Origin of the sequence: Kitasatospora sp. NBC_01287, from assembly GCF_026340565.1 — a bacterium.
In the GTDB taxonomy this organism is placed as follows: domain Bacteria; phylum Actinomycetota; class Actinomycetes; order Streptomycetales; family Streptomycetaceae; genus Kitasatospora.
Genome location: NZ_JAPEPB010000002.1, coordinates 432,045 through 449,968, shown reverse-complemented (window position 1 = coordinate 449,968; position 17,924 = coordinate 432,045). Strand labels below are relative to the sequence as shown.

Here is a 17,924-nt window from a genome sequence, read left to right as displayed (position 1 = left end):
GGGAAGGAACCGCCGATGGCCGTCCAGCTGTCCGTTGCCACGCCGTTCACCGACCGTTCCGCCCTGGTGCGGCTCGCTGCGTGGGCCCGCTCGCACCGCCGCGACACCGCCTGGATCTGAGCTGCCCGCGGGTGCGGGCCGGTGCCGCGACACACCGACGTACGGGGCGGGTGCCGAGTGAGGCGCCACGAGTCGGGTAGGTGTTGGGGCAGCAGGGGCCGCCGGGGCCCCGGCGCCGTGAGGGGTGAGGTCATGACCGACAACGCCGCTGAATTCGCCGTCGACTCGCTGGACCCGGAAGACCTGCTGGACCCGGAGGACCTGGAGTCCGGCGCGGACGAGCAGCTCCCGCCGCGCGGCGAGCTCCCGCTGGCCGCCGCCGCGGATGTCGCCGACGCCTTCGAGCAGACCCGCCAGGTTCCGGTCGACGACGACGAGTACCCGCGCTGACCGGCGGCACACGGGGGTTGCCGCCGGTCGGCGCGACCCGGGCCCGGGCGGCGGTCAGCGCTGCCCGGGCCCGTTCCCAGCGGCTTCAGAGCCGCAGCGAGACCGGGTAGGCGCGCAGCCACCGGTCCAGGCCCAGCAGCACCTCCGCGGCCGCCCTGGCCGTCTGCGGATCGCGGTCCGGAGCCAGCGCCGCGGCCACCGCGGCCGGGTCCGCCAGCGCCTGCCCGGGCGCCTTCGGGTCGGTGGCGAGCGCGGCCAGCTCGGCCCGCAGCGCCAGTGGGTAGCCCGGGTCCTGGGTGCTCGGGTAGGGGCTCTTCACCCGCGTGACGATCTCCCGCGGCAGCACCTCGGCGACCGCGGCCCGCAGCAGGCTCTTCTCCCGCCCGTCGAAGGTCTTCATCGACCAGGGCGTGTTGAAGACGTACTCCACCAGCCTGTGGTCGCAGAACGGCACCCGCACCTCCAGGCCGCTGGCCATGCTCATCCGGTCCTTGCGGTCCAGCAGGGTCCGCACGAACCGGGTCAGGTGCAGGTGGCAGACCTCGCGCATCCGGCGCTCGTGCGGATCGGCAACCGGCAGGTGCGGCACCTCGGCCAGCGCGTCCGCGTAGGAGTCGGCGATGTACGTCGACAGGTCGAGGCGGGCCACCAGGTCCGGGTCGAGCAGGCTCGCGCGCGGGGCCGCGCCGGGCCCGCCCAGGCGCTGCACCGCACCTGCGGCGTGCCAGGGGAAGGTGCCGCCGTAGACGGCCTCGCGCTCGTGGAACCACGGGTAGCCGCCGAACACCTCGTCCGCCGACTCGCCGGAGAGGGCGACGGTGGAGTGCTTGCGGATCTCCTTGAAGAGCAGGTAGAGCGAGGTGTCCATGTCGCCGAAGCCGGTCGGCAGGTCGCCCGCCCGCAGCACCGCCGCGCGGTTCGCCGGGTCGGCCAGCGCGCCGGCGTCGAGCACGATGTCGCGGTGCTCGGCCGCCACGTGCTGGGCCAGCAGGTGGGCGAAGGGGGCGTCCGGGGTGGCCCGCAGGTCGTCGGGCCGGAAGTTCTCGGTCTGCCCGACGAAGTCCACCGAGAACGAGCGCACCGGGCCCCGGCCCTCGGCGGCCAGCCCGCGCGCGGCCAGCGCGGTGATCGCGGAGGAGTCCAGGCCGCCGGAGAGCAGCGAGCAGAGCGGCACGTCCGAGATCAGCTGGCGGCGCACGATGTCGTCCAGCAGCTCGCGCACGGTGGCCACGGTGGTGCTCAGGTCGTCGGTGTGCTCGCGGGCGGTGAGCGCCCAGTAGCGGTGGTCGGTCAGCCCTTCGCGCCGCACCCGCAGCAGGTGCCCGGGCCGCACCTCGGACATGCCCCGGTAGACCGCGCGGCCCGGGGTCTTGACCATCGAGAGCAGCTCGCGCAGCCCGTCCAGGTCGACCACCGCGGCCACCGCGGGGTGGGCCAGGATCGCCTTCGGTTCGGAGCCGAAGAGCACGCCGTCCGCGGTCGGGAAGTAGTAGAGCGGCTTGACGCCCATCCGGTCGCGGACCAGCAGCAGCTCCTCGTCGCGCGCGTCCCAGAGCGCGAAGGCGAACATGCCGTTCAGCCGCTCGACGAAGTCCCGGCCCCAGCGCAGGTAGGCGTGCAGCACCACCTCGGTGTCACTGCGGGTGCGGAACCGGTGGCCGTGCGCCTCCAGTTCGGCGCGCAGTTCCAGGTGGTTGTAGACCTCGCCGCTGTAGGTCAGCGTGACCAGCGGGCGGCCGTCCTCCTCGAAGGTCATCGGCTGGGTGCCGCCCTCGACGTCGATCACCGCCAGGCGGCGGTGGCCCAGGGCCGCGTGCGCGCTCAGGTGGGTGCCGCCCGCGTCGGGGCCGCGGCAGGCCATGGTCCCGGTCATCGCGGCCAGCACCTCCCGCCGCTCGGTCAGGTCCTGGTCGAACGCCACCCATCCGGCTATGCCGCACATCCGCAGTGCCTCCTCGGTGATCGTGCTCGGTGATCGTTCCGCTCCGGTCCGTGTGCAGCTCGTGACGCTACGCCGCGCTGGCGTGTACGTGCCACGGCTGGGTCGGAAGTGGCCGAAGATCGATGAGTACCAAGGCAGTTAGGGGCCGGCAGCGTCCAACGCGCCGGGTGTTCCTGGGCGGGCGTAGCGTGGTTCCAGGGTGCGGACGCGGCACCGCGGTCCGCCCCGCCGACCGCGTGGAGGTTGTCATGAGACTGCAGGACGAGCTTCCCGTCGACCACCGACTGGCCCAGGTCTACCGCTACGGCGCCGGTCTCGGCGGCCTGCTGCTGCTGATCTGGGGCTGCTTCGGGGTGGCCGGCGCCCCCGGTTACCTGTCCACCCACGGCAAGAACATCGCCGGTCTGTCCAGCAACGGCGCGCTCGGCGTGCTGTCCATCGTCTTCGGCGCGGTACTGATGATCGGCGCCGTGATCGGCGGAAACTTCGCCTCCTGGCTCAACATGACCGTCGGCGCGATCTTCTTCGTGGCCGGCTTCGTCGGCCTGATCGCGCTCGACAGCAGCTGGAACCACCTGGCCTTCCGGATGGCCAACGTGATCTTCAGCTTCGCCTTCGGGCTGGTGATCGCCACCTTCGGCATGTACGGCAGGGTCAGTGGCCACCTGCCGCACGACAACCCGTACTGGCAGCAGCGCCACGGCGGCGAGCGCGAGCCCGAGGAGGAGGTGGCCGGGCGCTGGCACGTGCCGGCCTTCAAGCAGGTGCTGCGGCCGACCGTGCACCACTGAGTCGACCGCGCGGCGGGTGCCGTGCGACGAGCGGGAGCGGGGTGCCGGTGAACGCGTCGGGCGTTCACCGGCACCCCGCTCCCGCTCGTCGGGTGCGGTGCGGTGCGGGCGGGATCAGGCGGGCGGGTCCTCCAGCCGGAAGCCGACCTTGACGGTCGCCTGGAAGTGCTGGATGGCACCGTCCGCGACGTGTCCGCGGACCTGCACCACCTCGAACCAGTCGATGTTGCGCAGCGTCTGGGACGCGCGGGTCAGCGCGTTGCGGATCGCGGCGTCGGTCCCCTCGTGCGAGGAGCCGACGATCTCGGTCACCCGGTAGGTGTGCTCGCTCATCGCGGCCTCCGTGGACGTCGTCGTGGCTGGTCGTGGCTGGTCGTGCCGTTCCACCGTGACGCATCGCGCGGCCCCGCGCGCGGCGGGCCGAGCCCCCCGGGTGAGCGGTGACGGAAGTCTTACGCCGCCGCCGCGCGGGCCGCGCCGCCGTCCGCGGTCCCTATCCTCGTAGGCGTGACAGACGACGCCCCGCCCGCCCGGATCCTGGTGGTCGACGACGACCCGACCCTCGCCGAAGTGGTCACCGGCTACCTGCTGCGGGCGGGTTACGCCGTGGACCGCGCCGCCGACGGCCGCACCGCGCTGGCCCGCGCCGAGCGGGGCCGCCCCGACCTGGTGGTGCTCGACCTGATGCTGCCGGAGCTGGACGGCCTGGAGGTCTGCCGCCGGCTGCGCGCGGCCGAGGGCGGCGGTCCGGCGGTGGTGATGCTGACCGCGAAGGGCGAGGAGTCGGAGCGGATCCTGGGCCTGGAGCTGGGCGCCGACGACTACGTCACCAAGCCGTTCAGCCCGCGCGAGCTGGTGCTGCGGATCCAGGCGGTGCTGCGCCGCCACACCGGCCCACCGCCCAGCCGCGAGCCGGTGCGCACCGGCGACCTCTCGCTGGACCAGCAGGCCCGGCGGGCGTTCCGCGGCGGGCGCGAGCTCTCCCTGACCCAGCGCGAGTTCGACCTGCTGACCTTCTTCGCCCGGCACCCGGGCACCGCCTTCGGCCGGGAGGAGCTGATGCACCGGGTCTGGGGCTGGGACTTCGGAGACCTGTCCACCGTCACGGTCCATGTGCGGCGGCTGCGCGAGAAGGTCGAGGACGACCCGGCGGCACCCCGGCTGATCAGCACCGTCTGGGGCGTCGGCTACCGCTTCGACCCGGTGGCCGAGCGGCAGGTGACCGGGTGAGGGACCTGCTGCTGATCGCGCTGTACGCCGCGCTGGGCGCCGGGGCCGCCGGGCTGCTCGGCTGGCCGGCGGTGCGGCTGCTGCGCCGCCGCTCGGTGGCGCTCTCGCTCTTCACCGTCGCAGTGGTTACCGTGCTCGCGATGACCACGGGCACCCTGGCGGTGGCCCAGGCGATGTTCCTCTCGCACCACGACTTCGGCGTGGTGATCGCGGTGACCTGCATGGCGGCGGTGGTCTCGCTGGGCACGGCGGCCCTGCTGGGCCGCCAGGTGGTGGCCGGCAGCCGCGCGCTGGCCCGGGCGGCGCGCACCGTCGGCTCCGCGGCGGGGTTCGCCGCGCCGAGCGGCCCGCTGGGCGCCGAACTGGCCGAACTGAGTGCCGAGCTCGCCGCCACCAGCGCCCGGCTGGCCCGCTCCAGGGAGCGAGAGCGGGCCCTGGAGGCCTCCCGGCGCGAGCTGATCGCCTGGATCTCGCACGACCTGCGCACCCCGCTGGCCGGCCTGCGGGCGATGGCCGAGGCCCTGGAGGACGATGTCGCCGAGGACCCGGCGCGCTACCACGGGCTGATCCGCACCGAGGTGGACCGGCTCACCGGGATGGTGGACGACCTCTTCGAGCTCTCCCGGATCCAGGCCGGTGCGCTGACCCTCACCCTGGCCCGGGTCTCGGTCTACGACCTGGTCGGCGACGCGCTCGCGGCCGCCGACCCGCTGGCCCGCGAGCGCGGCGTGCGGCTCGACGGGGCGCGGATCGATCCGGCGCCGGTGCAGGTGGACGGCCGGGAGATCACCCGGGTGCTGGGCAACCTGCTGGTCAACGCGATCCGCTCGACGCCGGCCGACGGCGTGGTGGCGGTTGCCGCGCGGCAGGGTGAGGGCGAGGTGGTGCTCTCGGTCACCGACGGCTGCGGCGGGATCCCGGAGGCCGACCTGGCCCGGGTCTTCGAGACCGGCTGGCGCGGCGGCAGCGCCCGCACCCCGCGCCAGGCGCGCGGCGCGGCGCCCGGCGGCGGCGCGGTCCGGCACCACGGGGACACCGGGGCCGGGCTGGGCCTGGCGATCGTGCGCGGCATCGTGGAGGCGCACGCCGGGCGGGCCTCGGTGCACAACGTGGCCGGCGGCTGCTGCTTCGAGATCGCGCTGCCCACCGCGCCCGCGGCACCCGTGCCGGTCGGCTGAGCGCCCGAGCGGGCGGGCCGCCGGCGCCGGGGCCGCCGTTACCTTTGCCGTGCACGGTCAAGGGTGTTGTTCCGGAAGCAGGATTCCCCTTAGCGTGGCCCACAGCAGGGCCTGGCCCGGGGGCAGGGCCGGGGGAGCGGGCGTCGGAGGTCGCGGATGGCACAGGTACGCGCGGGCAGCTTGGCGATCGAGTACGAGGTGTTCGGCCGCCCGGAACACCCGGTGATCCTGCTGGTGGCCGACCTGGGCTCGCAACTGATCAGCTGGCGTACGGAGTTCTGCGAACTGCTGGCGGGGCACGGCTACCGGGTGATCCGCTTCGACAACCGCGACAGCGGCCTGACCGCCACCCTCGTCCCGCTGGGCACCGCCTACCGCCTGGCCGACCTGGCCGACGACGCGGTGGCGCTGCTGGACGCCCTGCGGATACCGGCCGCGCACCTGGTCGGCGTCTCGATGGGCGGCATGATCGTCCAGCAGCTGGCCATCGACCACCCGACGCGGGTGCGCAGCCTCTGCTCGCTGCTCTCCCACCCGGGCGACCGGGTGAACGGCGAGCCCCGGCCCGACGTGGCGGCCGCCTTCGTGGCCCGCCCCGCCTCGACCCGCGAGCAGGTGATCGGCAACGGCGTCCACTTCCACCAGCTGGTCGGCTCGCCGGACCACCCGGCGGACCCCGAGGAGCTGATCGACCGGGTCGGCGAGAGCTACGACCGCGCCTACCGCCCGGACGGCTCGCTGCGCCAGCTCTTCGCGGTGCGCAGCTCGCCCGACCGCACCGAGGGGCTGCGCCGGGTCGGCGTGCCCACGCTGGTGGTGCACGGCGATGCCGACCCGCTGATCGAGCCGAGCGGCGGCAAGGCCACCGCGGCCGCCGTCCCGGATGCCGAACTGTGGCTGATCCCGGGGGTCGGGCACGAGTTGCCGCGGGCGCTCTGGCCGGAGCTGGCCGCCCGGATCGCGCGGAACGCCGAGCGCTCCCGAAAGTTCCCGGTCACCGATGGGTTCACTCGAACTGCTGACTGATCGTCAATGGATCGATCGGCGCCGGCTGCCGCTCCTAGCCTCTCTCCTGCCCGCGGGCAGACCCGCGGACGGACCGACAGGGAGAGTTCCATGGCTACCGACCCGCACGACCGCGACGACACCCCGACCCCGCAGTCCGAGCACGGGGCACGGGGTCTGACCCGTCGTCGGCTGCTGGCCGGATCCGCCGCGCTCGGCGGGGCCGGCTGGCTGCTGCGCGGGATCCTCACCCCGGACGGCGCCCAGGCCGCGCCGGGCGGCCCCGGTGCCCCCGCGGACGTACCCGTACCGCCGGCACCGCCCGCCTTCCCGGCCGGACTGGTGCCCTACCGCCAGGTCTACGAGAACTGGGCCGGCGAGATCCACGCCGACCAGCTCTGGACCTGCGCCGCGCGGACCCCCGAGGACGTGGTCACCCTGGCCAACTGGGCGTACGGCCAGGGCTGGCGGCTGCGGGCCCAGGGCCACCGGCACACCTGGGCCCCGCTCACCGTCGCCGACGGCACCCCGGCGGGCACCGCGGTGCTGCTGGTCGACACCACCCAGCACCTCACCGCGATCAGCGCCGCCGGCACCGCCGACGCTCCGGCCGTGCGCGCCCAGGCCGGCGCCGACATGGAGGCGATCCTCACCCACCTGGGCGGGCGCGGCCTGGGCGTCACCCACTGCCCCGCCCCCGGTGACGTGACACTGGGCGGCGTGCTCGCCATCGGCGGCCACGGCACCGCTGTGCCCGCCACCGGCGAGAGCGCCCCGGCCGGTCACGGCTACGGCTCGGTGAGCAACCTGGTCACCCAACTCACCGCCGTGGTCTGGGACGGGAGCGCCGGCCGGTACGCGCTGCGCACCTTCGACCGCGCCGATCCCGACACCGCCGCGTTCCTGGTCCACCTGGGCCGCGCCTTCGTCACCGAGGCCGTGCTGCGGGCCGGCGTCGACCAGAACCTGCGCTGCCTCAGCCGGGTCGACATCCCCGCCTCGCGGCTGTTCGCCGCGCCGGGCGCCACCGGCGGGCAGGGCCTGGCCGACTTCCTGGCGCAGAGCGGGCGGGTGGAGGCCATCTGGTTCGCCTTCACCGAGTTCCCCTGGCTGAAGTCCTGGAGCGTCACCCCCGAGCAGCCGCTCACCTCGCGCGCCGTCACCGAGCCCTACAACTACCCGTTCTCGGACAGCATCCCCACGCCGGTCGCCACGCTCGCCGGCGAACTGGTCAGCGGCTCCTGGGCGCTGGCCCCCACCTTCGGCCAACTCCAGTACCTGATCGCCGCGATCGGCCTGACCGGCGACCTCACCGACGTCCTGCTCTCCGGCACCCTGTTGCAGGACCTGCTCAGCCTCGACGTGGTCACCCACCTGCTGGCCGGCGGCCTGCGCTCCGACCTCTGGGGCCCCTCCCGCGCGCTGCTCCAGTACGTCCGCCCCACCACGCTGCGGATGACCGCCAACGGCTACGCGGTGCTCGCCCGCCGGGCCGACGTGCAGTGGGTGGTCAACCAGGTCACCAGCGGCTACCAGACGCTACTGGCGCGGTACCAGGCCGGCGGACGGTTCCCGGTCAACGGCGCCGTGGAGATCCGCGTCACCGGCCTGGAGGACCCGGCCACCAGCGGCGTCCCCGGCGCCCAGGCGCCGCTGCTCTCGGCCCTGCGGGCCCGCCCGGACCACCCCGAGTGGGACACCGCGGTCTGGTTCGACGTGCTCACCCTGCCCGGCACCCCTGGCCTGCACGAGTTCGGCCGCGACCTCGAACAACTGCTGCTCGCCACCTTCGACGGCACCCGCGCCGCGCTGCGCGTCGAGTGGTCCAAGGGCTGGGCCTACACCGCGGACGCCACCTGGGCCGACCCCGACGTCCTGGGCCGGGTCATCCCCGACAGCTACCGCGCCGGCGGCGGCCCGGGCTGGGACACGGCCGTGGCCACCCTGGACCGCTACGACCCGGCCCGCGTCTTCGGCAACCCGTTCCTGGACCAACTGCTGCGCTGAGCGGCAACCGGGTCGTACGCCGCGTCAGGACCCGGGCCGGCGCGTTGTCAGACGGACTGGGGGACCTCCGTCCGGTCCGCTGGTTTCGCCCGCGCCCGCGCCCTCGCCGGCCGTCCGCTGCCCGGCCCCGGCACGCGGTGAGGGCCGCCCGGGTGCGGCGGACAGTTGCGTGCCGAGCAGAATGTCCGCCATGAGCACCGAGCATCCCCCCGGCGACACCCCGCACGAGCTGACCGAACTGCTGCACCACCGCCTCGACCGGATCGAGGCGCTGCTGACCGGTGGCGCCGAGCCCGGTGAGGGCGCCACCGGCCTGCGCTCGGCGGCCTCTGCATCAGCGCCGGCATCGGCTCCGGCATCGGCCTCGGCACCCGACCCGGCCCCGGTGCGGCCGGTCTGGCGCACCGAGACGGAGGCGGAGCAGCGCTGGGCGGTCACCGCGGCGATCCTGGTCGCGGTCGGCCTGCAGCTCTTCCTGCCCGCCCGGCTCAGCATCCATCCGCGCTGGATGCTGCCCGCCCTTGAGCTGGGCCTGCTGGTCGCGCTGGTCGCGGTGCACCCGCACCGGCGGATCAACCGCAGCTCCCGGCTGCTGCGCACGCTCAGCCTCGCGCTGGTGGCCGCGATCAGTCTGGCCAACGGCTGGTCGGCGGTGAAGCTGGTGCGCGACCTGGTGCACGGCGGCGGTGCTACCGGTGCGCTCGCGCTGCTCGGCACCGGCGGCGCGGTCTGGGCCACCAACGTGATCGCCTTCGCGCTCTGGTACTGGGAGTGGGACCGCGGCGGCCCTGCCGCCCGGGCCCGCGGCGTGGCCGAGTACCCCGACTTCCTCTTCCCGCAGATGCAGCAGCAGGGGGTGGCCCCGGCGGACTGGGAGCCGGGTTTCCTGGACTACCTCTACGTCGCCTACACCAACGCCACCGCCTTCAGCCCGACCGACACCATGCCGCTCTCGCTCTGGGCCAAGCTGCTGATGTTGCTGCAGAGCGCGATCTCGCTGCTCACCGTGGTGCTGGTGGTGGCCCGCGCGGTCAACATCCTGCAGTGATCCGCCTGCGGTGAATCCGCCTGCGGTGATCCGCCGGGCGGCGACTCGCGCGAGGCCCGCGCGGGAGCGCGCGAGAATGGACGGGTGACCAGCGCCGCCGGGGACCCCACGGGCCGGGTGGACGAATCCGTCCGCGCCCGCCCGGCGCCCGCGCTGCGCCCGTTCATCGCCTGGTACTCGGGCTACCGGCAGCGCGGGGTGCCGCCCGCCCTGCACCGCGGTCTGCCCTCGCCGTACCTGACGCTGATCCTCACCCTCGACGAGCCGCTGCGGCTGGCCGCGCACCCCGACCCCGCGCAGCCGCCGGCCGGCTACCGCGCGCTGCTCGGCGGCCTGCACACCCGCCCCGCGCTGATCACCCACGACGGCCGGCAGTCGGGCGTGCAGATCGCGCTCAGCCCGCTGGGTGCCCGCGCGCTGCTCGGGCTGCCCGCGGGGGAGCTGGCCGAGCTGGACCTCCCGGCCGACGATGTCCTCGGGCGGTGCGCCGAGGAGGGCCGGGAGCGGCTGCGCTCGGCGGAGGACTGGCCGGGCCGGTTCGCCGCCGTCGACCAGTGGCTGGCCGGCCGGCTGGCCGCCGTGCCCGGACCCGCCCCCGAGGTGGCCGAGGCCTGGCGGCTGCTGCTGGCGGGCGGCGGGCGGCCCGCGGCGGCCGAACTCGCCGAGCGGGTGGGCTGGAGCGGGCGCCACCTGGCGGCGCGGTTCCGCACCGAGATCGGCCTCACGCCCAAGGCCGCCGCCCGGGTGATCCGCTTCGACCGGGCCCGCCGGCTGCTGGCCGCCCGGACCGCCCGGACCGCCGCGGCGAGCGGCGCCGCCTCCGCCGCCACCCCCGCCACCGCGTCCGAGGCAGCCGTGCGCCACGGCGGCGGCCTGGGACTGGCGCAGCTGGCGGTGGACTGCGGGTACTTCGATCAGGCGCACCTGGCCCGCGAGTTCCGCGCCCTGGCCGGCTGCGCGCCGAGCCGCTGGCTGGCCGCCGAGGGCCTCGCGGGTTCCGAAACGTCCAAGGCACCGCCGGGGCGCACGGCGCAGGCTGGAGGCAGTCCGGGATGACCCGGGCACCCGACAACCGAGGAGGTCCGGTCGCCATGTCCGAGCCCGCCGACACCGCTGCCCAGCCCGACACCGCTGCCCAGCCCGACAGCGCGCAGCTCGACGGGGGCCTGCCGCCCGCCCCGGGCGCCCCCGCACCGCAGGTCTGGCCCAGCCTGCGGGCCACCGACGCCCGGGCACTGATCCGGTTCCTGGTCGAGGCCTTCGGCTTCGAGGAGGTCGTGGTCTACGGCGAGGGCGAGCTGGTCGAGCACGCCCAGCTCGCCTGGCCGCAGGGCGGTGGCCTGATGCTCGGCTCGGTCCGCCCCGGCGCCGACGACAAGTGGGCGCTGCGTCCCGGCTCGTTCGGCGCCTACGTGGTGACCGACCGGCCCGACGCGCTGCACGAGCGGGCCAAGGCCGCCGGCGCCGAGATCGTCAGCCCGCCGCACACCACCCACTACGGCTCACGCGACTTCGCCGCCCGCGACCCGGAGGGCAACCACTGGTCCTTCGGCACCTACCGCGGCGAGCCGCGTGCGCCGAAGGAGTGACCGGCCGCCCTCGGGAGGTGCGGCCCGTTACCCCGAAGGAGCAGCGCGGTGGGCCGGGAGAACGGGTCGGCGACACGAAGGAGTGAATCGATCGGCTGAGCGGAAATACCCGGCGGTCCGGGGAAGCTGTGCCCCGTGGAACCCTTGATCGCTGTGGAGGTGGGCGCGATGAGTGCGCAGCAGTTCGGTGAGGCCGGCGCGCGGGCCGCGGGCGAGTACCGCGTCGAGCACGACTCGATGGGTGAGGTGAAGGTGCCCGCCGCCGCGAAGTGGCAGGCGCAGACCCAGCGCGCGGTGGAGAACTTCCCGGTCTCGGGGCGCGGCCTGGGCCGCGCCCACATCGCGGCGCTGGCCCGGATCAAGGCCGCCGCCGCGAAGGTCAATGCCGAGCTGGGCATCATCGAGGCCCCGGTGGCCGAGGCGATCCGGCAGGCCGCCGCCGAGGTGGCCGAGGGCCGCTGGGACGCCGAGTTCCCGGTGGACGTCTTCCAGACCGGCTCCGGCACCTCCTCCAACATGAACACCAACGAGGTGCTGGCCACCTTGGCGGGCGAGCGCCTGGGCCGCCCGGTCCACCCCAACGACCAGGTCAACGCCAGCCAGTCCTCCAACGACGTCTTCCCCTCCTCGATCCACATCGCCGCCACCGCCGCCGTCACCGAGGAGCTGCTGCCCGCCCTGGAGCTCCTCGCCACCGCGCTGGAGGCCAAGGAGGCGGCCTTCGCGACCGTGGTCAAGGCCGGCCGCACCCATCTGATGGACGCCACCCCGGTCACCCTCGGCCAGGAGTTCGGCGGCTATGCGGCGCAGGTCCGCCTCGGCCAGGAGCGGCTGCGCGCCACGCTGCCCCGGGTCGCCGAGCTGCCGCTGGGCGGCACCGCCGTGGGCACCGGCATCAACACCCCGCCAGGCTTCGCCGCCGCCGTGATCGCCGAGTTGGCCCGGGCCACCGGCCTGCCGCTGACCGAGGCCCGCAACCACTTCGAGGCGCAGGGCGCCCGGGACGCGTTGGTCGAGCTGAGTGGCCAGCTGCGCACCGTCGCGGTCGGCCTGACCAAGATCGTCAACGACCTGCGCTGGATGTCCTCCGGGCCGCGCACCGGCCTCGGCGAGATCAACCTGCCCGACCTGCAGCCGGGCTCCTCGATCATGCCGGGCAAGGTCAATCCGGTGATCCCCGAGGTGGTGGCCATGGTGGCCGCCCAGGTGATGGGCAACGACGCCACCGTGGCGGTGGCCGGCGCCAGCGGCAACTTCGAGCTGAACGTGATGCTCCCGGTGATCGCCCGCAACCTGCTGGAGTCCGTCGCGCTGCTGACCAGCGCCGCCGGGCTGCTGGCCGAGCGCACGGTGGCCGGCATCACCGCCAACGTCGAGCGGGCCCGCGCGTTCGCGGAGTCCTCACCCTCCGTGGTCACCCCCCTCAACCGTTACATCGGCTACGAGGAGGCCGCCAAGGTCGCCAAGCAGGCACTGGCCGAGGAGAAGACGATCCGTCAGGTGGTGCTGGAGCGCGGCTATCTGGAGCGCGGCCTGCTGACCGAGGTCCAGCTCGACGAGGCGCTGGACGTCCTGCGGATGACCCGTCCCTAGCCGGGCCCCGGCCCCCGGGGCCCAGTCCCGAGCCCCCCAGCACCCGGGCTCCGGGCGTCCTGCGGATGACCCATCCCTGGCGTTCACCCGCTGGTAAGACGCCCGGCCGTAGGATGCCCGCTGATACCGGGCGGACCACGGGGGTTGGGATGAGCGGGTTCGAGCAGGCCTGGCAGGCGGCTCCGGCGGCGGTGCGCCGCTGTCTGGAGCTGGCCCACCTCTCGCTGACCGGGGGCGGCCTCGCGGTCGGCGCCGTCCTGGTGGACGGCGCGGGGCTGGTCCGCGCCGAGGGGCGCAACCGGGCCTACGACGGGCCCGGCGGCCCCGACCCGCTCCAGGGCACCCCGCTGGCGCACGCCGAGCTGAACGCACTGGCCCTCGTGCGCACCGGCTGTGACCTGGGCGGCCTCACACTCTGGAGCACCCAGCAGCCCTGCGCGATGTGCGCGGCGGCACTCGCCTTCACCGGCGTCGGCGGTGTCCGCTTCCTGGCCCCCGATCCGTGGGCGCCGGCCTCCTCCGGCCCGGCCGACGCCGGTTCGCCTGCCGCCGGGGCCGGGGCCGGGCCGGCGCCTGCCGACTCGCCGTGGCTGATCGCCGCCAACCTGCTCTTCCTGCAGAGCATCGTGGACTCGGCCGACCTGGCGCACCCCACGGTGCTGCGCAACCGAGAGCTGGAGCCGGAGACCGCGGCCCTGCTGTGCCCGCCCGCCGCGGGCGACCCGGCGGGCGGGCTGCCCGCGCTGCTCGCCCCGCGCTGGGACCTGCTGCTCGACGCCGCCGCCGCCCGCGCCCGGCGGACAGCGGTCACCACCGGGGTGCGCTGACCGCGCGCGGGCGCCCGTCGGCGTCGGCACCTGCCTGGTATCGGCGCCCGTCGGCGCCTGCTGCCCGAACGTGTTGACGGAGGGTCAGCGCCGCTCCAGGCGCGGGAAGACCACCTCGTCCAGCACCAGCCCCACCGCGACCGCCACCGGCACCGCGACCAGCGCCCCCACCAGCCCCAGCAACGCGCCGCCGGCCAGCACCGCCAGCACGGTCACCACCGGGTGCACCGCCACCGCGTACTTCATCGCGCGCGGCATGATCAGGTAGTCCTCGGCCAGTCGGAAGACGATGTAGAAGGCCGCCGTCGCCAGCGCCACCGGGAACGAGACCACCAGCGCCACCAGCGAGACCACCACGCCGCCGATGGTCGAGCCGACCACGGGCACCAGGTCCATCAGCGCCACGAAGACCCCCAGCAGCGCCGGATACGGCACGCCCCAGCCCTCCAGCCAGCCGAAGGTGGCCAGGCCCGCGATCCCCGAGGTGGCCAGGTTGGCGAGCATGAACCGCCCGGTGCGCACCACCACCTCCTCGACCAGGTCGACCACCCGCTCGCGGCGGCTGGCGGGCACGAAGCGGTAGCCGTAGGACTTGATGGCCGGCAGCCCGGCCAGGAAGTACAGCGTCAGCGTGGTCACCACCACCACGGCGGTCAGGGCGTTGAGCACCAGCCGCCCGGCGCCCAGTACCCCGTTCAGCACGGTGGTGGCGTTGCCCCCGCTGAGCGCCTGCTTGGCCCGGTCGATCAGGTGGTAGTGGTCCTCCAGCCTGCCGAGGGCGGACTGGTGGTCGTGCAGCTGCTGCAGCCAGTCCGGGATCGCCGTGCTCAGGGCGCTGACCTCGGCGCTCAGCGGAGGGATCACCAGCGCGACGAAGCCGGCCATCGCCGCCAGCAGCACCAGCACCAGCGCGGTCACCGCCCAGAACCGGCGCACGCCCCGTCGGGTCAGCCAGGTCACCACCGGCTCCAGGCTGATCGCCAGGAAGAGCGCCAGTGCCACCAGGGTGAGCAGTCCGCTGATCCGCAGCACCGAGCGCACCAGCAGCGCGGCGAGCAGTGCGCCCAGCGCGAGGCCGAAGCCGATCGGGAACCAGGACGGCCGCCGGCTCCGGTCGTGCTGCTCGGCCACGCTGTCGCCTCTCTCGCCTCGCCGGTGAGGGCTGGTCCGTCTCGGTCCGCCCGGGAAGCCGCTCGTTCCGTCGGCCTGGCGGTTCGTCAGGCACGGTCCGTCCACGATCCCATGGGGTGACCGGCCGCGCCCGCCCGAGCACCTGGCCGCGCCCGCCCGAGCGGGGTCCGTGCGAGCGGGCCGTGGTGCGGGTACGGTCTGATCCAGACCGGCCGGGTCAGCGCGGTCGGGCAGCGAGGAGGCGCAGCGATGACGGAGGCAGCGGCCGGCAGGGTGGGGGCGGTCGAGGGGGCGAAGGGTGCGGCGGTGCGCTGCGTGCCGGCGCTGCCCAGCTGGGTCAGCCTGATGGCCGGCGACCTGGACGCCGCCACCGAGTTCTACGGAACGCTGCTCGGCTGGACCTTCAGCCCGGGCCCGAGCCGCTGGGGCCCCTATCTCCGCGCGGAGGCCGACGGCGTCCCGGTGGCGGGGCTGAGCGCCTCGGTCGACCTGCAGCTGCCCGTCTCCTGGACCACCTTCTTCGGCACCGAGGACGCCGACGTGGTCGCCGAGCGGGTCCGCGCCCGCGGCGGCACGGTCGCCGTGGGCCCGCTGGGGTCCGACGCCGGACGCCTGGCGATCGCGGCCGACCCGGCCGGCGCGCCGTTCGGTCTCTGGGAAGGGCCGCTGGACGTCGGCCCGGTGCTCAGCACGATCCCCGGCGCGCCGGTCTGGATCGAGCTGCGGACCAAGGACGCCTTCGCCGCGGCCCTCTTCTACGGCGAGGTCTTCGCCTGGGACAACCGCGAGCCGCAGGACCTGGAGGTCCGCTGGGAACACGACCGGGTGGTGCTGCGCACCCAGCGACGCAGCGTGGCCGCGCTCGCGGAGGCCACCGACCCGGAGGCCAGGCCCAGCTGGAACGTCTACTTCTCGGTCGCCGACACCGACCACGCGGTCGAGCTAGCCGACGGGCTCGGCGCCGACGTGCTCGGCGAGGTCCGGGACAGTCCGTACGGGCGAGTGGCGCACCTGCGTGACCCGCAGGGCGGCCGGTTCTCACTGATCAGCCGGCCGGCGGGGAGCTGACCCGCCCAGCTGAGTCCAGTCCGGCTCAGTCCGGCTCAGTCCGGTTCAGCCCGGTTCGATCGCGCTGCCGCACCGGCGGCAGACGGTGGGCGGGCGCTCCTCGGCGAGGGCGCCGCACTCGGCGCAGACCAGGTGCAGCAGGCAGGCGGGCTCGCCGCCGACCGGGTCCGCCGCGCGAGGCCCCTGCCTCCGCTCGTGCTCCCGGGCCCGCTCCTGCTCTCTCCCCTGCTCCCGTTCCACCCGCTCATCGTAGGACGCTGCCGCGTTCCGCCGTTCGGGCGAACTCCGGGGCGCGGCCGTTTCCCCGTGACCAGCTCGGGTACCGCTCGGCTCAAGATCTTTACCAAGATCATTGAGCCGAGGAGGCAGGATGGACCGCGAGATCCTCACACCGGGTGAGCCGGGCAGCCGCAACGAGCAGTTGAAGAAGCAGCTCAACGTCGAGGAGGTGGAACCCGTCGACGACACCGAGCTCTACGCGGTGCTCGGCGAGGACTGACGCCCCGCCGGCCCACACCCCACTCACCCCCGCCGGAGGTCCGGGCGCTCCGTCAGTGCTGCGCAACCCAGACCGTGGTGGCGTTGCAGAACTCGCGGATCCCGTGCCCGGACAGCTCCCGCCCGTAGCCGGAGCGCCGGACGCCGCCGAACGGCAGCGCGGGGTGCGAGGCGGTCATGCCGTTGAAGAAGACGCCACCGGCCTGGATGTCGCGCACGAAGCGCTCCTGCTCGGCCTCCTCGGTGGTCCAGACGTTGGAGCTCAGCCCGAACGGCGTGTCGTTGGCCAGCCGCAGGGCGTGCTCCAGGTCGTCGGCCCGGTAGAGCGTGGCGACCGGGCCGAAGGCCTCCTCGTGGTGGATCCGCATCTGCCCGGTGATCCCGCTGAGCACGGTCGGCGGGTAGAACCAGCCCTCGCCCAGTCCGCCCGGCACCTCCACCTCGCACTCCACCTGGGCTCCCAGCGCCAGCGCGTCCGCGACCAGCTCGCTCAGCTCCGTGCGGCCCTGGCGGGTGGCCAGCGGGCCGATCTCGGTGGCCTCGTCCATCGGGTCGCCGATCCGCAGCTCGGCCATCCGCGCGGTGAAAGCGGCCCTGAACTCCTCGTACACCTCGGCGTGCACGATGAACCGCTTGGCGGCGATGCACGACTGCCCGTTGTTCTGCACCCGCGCGGTGACCGCCGTCCTGGCGGCGGCCGCGATGTCCGCCGAGGGCAGCACCACGAAGGGGTCGCTGCCGCCCAGCTCCAGCACCGTCTTCTTCACCTCGTCGCCCGCCACCGAGGCCACCGCCCGGCCCGCGCCCTCGCTGCCGGTCAGCGTGGCCGCCGCCACCCGCGGGTCGCGCAGCACCTGGGCCACGGTGCCGGAGTCGATCAGCAGGGTCTGGAAGCAGCCGTCGGGAAACCCGGCGCCGCGGAACAGGTCCTCCAGGTAGAGCGCGGTCTGCGGGACGTTGGAGGCGTGCTTGAGCAGACCGACGTTGCCCGCCATCAGCGCGGGCGCGGCGAACCTGATCACCTGCCAGAGCGGGAAGTTCCACGGCATCACCGCGAGCACCACCCCCAGCGGTCGGTAGCGCACCCAGGCCCGGGAGGCCCCGGCGTCCACCACGTCCTGTGCCGCCGGGTGCTCGTCCGCCAGCAGGGCCGCCGCGCGGTCGGCGTACCAGCGCATCGCCTTGGCGCACTTGGCGGCCTCCGCGCGGGCGGCGGTCAGCGGCTTGCCCATCTCGGTGGTCATCAGGCGGGCCACCGTCTCGCGGTCCGCGTCCAGCAGCTCGGCCGCCCGGTGCATCAGCTGCGTGCGACGGCCGAAGTCGGTCAGCCGGTACTGCGCGAAGGTCTGCTCGGCCCGGGCCAGGCGCTGCTCGACGGTGGCGGCCGAGTAGGGCTCGAAGGTCCGCAGGGTCTGTCCGGTCGCCGGGTTCACGGTCGCGATCGCCATCGGTCGCCTCCTCGGTGCGGTGCGGTGCGGTGCGGTGCGGTGCGGTGCGGTGTTGTGCGGTGTTGTGCGGTGCGGGGGGAGCGCGGGCTGATGGCCCGCTCGCGTCGAGCCTAGCCGCG

Annotated in this window: 18 protein-coding genes; 13 read left to right on the top strand and 5 right to left on the bottom strand. The window is 74.6% G+C overall.

Going from position 1 to position 17,924, the window contains the following annotated elements:
- The first annotated feature begins 252 nt into the window (after positions 1–252).
- Entirely contained in the window at positions 253–450 is a 198-nt protein-coding gene (locus OG455_RS38880) for a hypothetical protein (protein ID WP_266301484.1), read from the top strand.
- Between the two features lie 85 nt (positions 451–535).
- Here the strand turns inward: OG455_RS38880 and asnB are convergent, their stop codons facing one another.
- Positions 536–2,392: an asparagine synthase (glutamine-hydrolyzing) gene (asnB, locus tag OG455_RS38875; RefSeq protein ID WP_266301483.1), complete on the bottom strand. Its 1,857-nt coding sequence runs from the start codon at positions 2,390–2,392 to the stop codon at positions 536–538.
- A gap of 248 nt (positions 2,393–2,640) precedes the next feature.
- Here asnB and OG455_RS38870 point away from each other — a divergent pair, with 248 nt between their 5' ends.
- Positions 2,641–3,183: a DUF4383 domain-containing protein gene (locus OG455_RS38870; RefSeq protein ID WP_266301482.1), complete on the top strand. Its 543-nt coding sequence runs from the start codon at positions 2,641–2,643 to the stop codon at positions 3,181–3,183.
- Between the two features lie 114 nt (positions 3,184–3,297).
- On the opposite strand, the gene OG455_RS38865 is transcribed toward OG455_RS38870, so the two are convergent.
- On the bottom strand, positions 3,298–3,516 hold the full coding sequence (locus OG455_RS38865) for a dodecin (RefSeq protein WP_266301481.1): 219 nt from the start codon (positions 3,514–3,516) through the stop codon (positions 3,298–3,300).
- A gap of 174 nt (positions 3,517–3,690) precedes the next feature.
- Here OG455_RS38865 and OG455_RS38860 point away from each other — a divergent pair, with 174 nt between their 5' ends.
- The 9 genes from OG455_RS38860 (at position 3,691) to OG455_RS38820 (ending at position 13,660) form a co-directional block, all read left to right on the top strand.
- Entirely contained in the window at positions 3,691–4,413 is a 723-nt protein-coding gene (locus OG455_RS38860) for a response regulator transcription factor (protein WP_266301480.1), read from the top strand.
- Positions 4,410–5,591: a sensor histidine kinase KdpD gene (locus tag OG455_RS38855; RefSeq protein WP_266301479.1), complete on the top strand. Its 1,182-nt coding sequence runs from the start codon at positions 4,410–4,412 to the stop codon at positions 5,589–5,591. The genes OG455_RS38860 and OG455_RS38855 overlap by 4 nt, the downstream gene beginning before the upstream one ends.
- Positions 5,592–5,747: 156 nt before the next feature.
- Positions 5,748–6,617 (top strand): alpha/beta fold hydrolase, encoded by an 870-nt coding sequence (locus tag OG455_RS38850; protein ID WP_266301478.1) that lies wholly within the window; start codon positions 5,748–5,750, stop codon positions 6,615–6,617.
- A gap of 90 nt (positions 6,618–6,707) precedes the next feature.
- Positions 6,708–8,603 carry a cholesterol oxidase substrate-binding domain-containing protein gene (locus OG455_RS38845; protein ID WP_266301477.1) on the top strand — a complete coding sequence of 632 codons (1,896 nt, stop codon included), beginning with the start codon at positions 6,708–6,710 and terminating at the stop codon, positions 8,601–8,603.
- A 190-nt stretch (positions 8,604–8,793) separates the two neighbouring features.
- Positions 8,794–9,651 (top strand): hypothetical protein, encoded by an 858-nt coding sequence (locus OG455_RS38840; protein WP_266301476.1) that lies wholly within the window; start codon positions 8,794–8,796, stop codon positions 9,649–9,651.
- An 84-nt stretch (positions 9,652–9,735) separates the two neighbouring features.
- Entirely contained in the window at positions 9,736–10,707 is a 972-nt protein-coding gene (locus OG455_RS38835) for a helix-turn-helix domain-containing protein (RefSeq protein WP_266301475.1), read from the top strand.
- A 35-nt stretch (positions 10,708–10,742) separates the two neighbouring features.
- Complete coding sequence (locus OG455_RS38830) at positions 10,743–11,240, top strand: VOC family protein (RefSeq protein WP_266301474.1); 498 nt, start codon at positions 10,743–10,745, stop codon at positions 11,238–11,240.
- A 168-nt stretch (positions 11,241–11,408) separates the two neighbouring features.
- The gene (locus tag OG455_RS38825; RefSeq protein ID WP_266301473.1) at positions 11,409–12,833 is read left to right on the top strand and encodes an aspartate ammonia-lyase; all 1,425 of its coding nucleotides are present in this window, start codon (positions 11,409–11,411) and stop codon (positions 12,831–12,833) included.
- A gap of 149 nt (positions 12,834–12,982) precedes the next feature.
- Positions 12,983–13,660: a nucleoside deaminase gene (locus OG455_RS38820; RefSeq protein WP_266301472.1), complete on the top strand. Its 678-nt coding sequence runs from the start codon at positions 12,983–12,985 to the stop codon at positions 13,658–13,660.
- Positions 13,661–13,744: 84 nt separating this feature from the next.
- Here the strand turns inward: OG455_RS38820 and OG455_RS38815 are convergent, their stop codons facing one another.
- Positions 13,745–14,791: an AI-2E family transporter gene (locus tag OG455_RS38815; protein ID WP_266301470.1), complete on the bottom strand. Its 1,047-nt coding sequence runs from the start codon at positions 14,789–14,791 to the stop codon at positions 13,745–13,747.
- Between the two features lie 249 nt (positions 14,792–15,040).
- Here OG455_RS38815 and OG455_RS38810 point away from each other — a divergent pair, with 249 nt between their 5' ends.
- A complete protein-coding gene (locus tag OG455_RS38810; protein WP_266301469.1) occupies positions 15,041–15,859 on the top strand; it encodes a VOC family protein in 819 nt (272 codons plus the stop codon).
- Positions 15,860–15,904: 45 nt separating this feature from the next.
- Here the strand turns inward: OG455_RS38810 and OG455_RS38805 are convergent, their stop codons facing one another.
- Entirely contained in the window at positions 15,905–16,099 is a 195-nt protein-coding gene (locus tag OG455_RS38805) for a hypothetical protein (RefSeq protein ID WP_266301468.1), read from the bottom strand.
- Between the two features lie 130 nt (positions 16,100–16,229).
- Here OG455_RS38805 and OG455_RS38800 point away from each other — a divergent pair, with 130 nt between their 5' ends.
- Positions 16,230–16,358 carry a hypothetical protein gene (locus OG455_RS38800; protein WP_266301467.1) on the top strand — a complete coding sequence of 43 codons (129 nt, stop codon included), beginning with the start codon at positions 16,230–16,232 and terminating at the stop codon, positions 16,356–16,358.
- Between the two features lie 52 nt (positions 16,359–16,410).
- On the opposite strand, the gene OG455_RS38795 is transcribed toward OG455_RS38800, so the two are convergent.
- The gene (locus OG455_RS38795) at positions 16,411–17,805 is read right to left on the bottom strand and encodes an NADP-dependent succinic semialdehyde dehydrogenase (RefSeq protein ID WP_266301466.1); all 1,395 of its coding nucleotides are present in this window, start codon (positions 17,803–17,805) and stop codon (positions 16,411–16,413) included.
- Positions 17,806–17,924 lie beyond the last annotated feature (119 nt).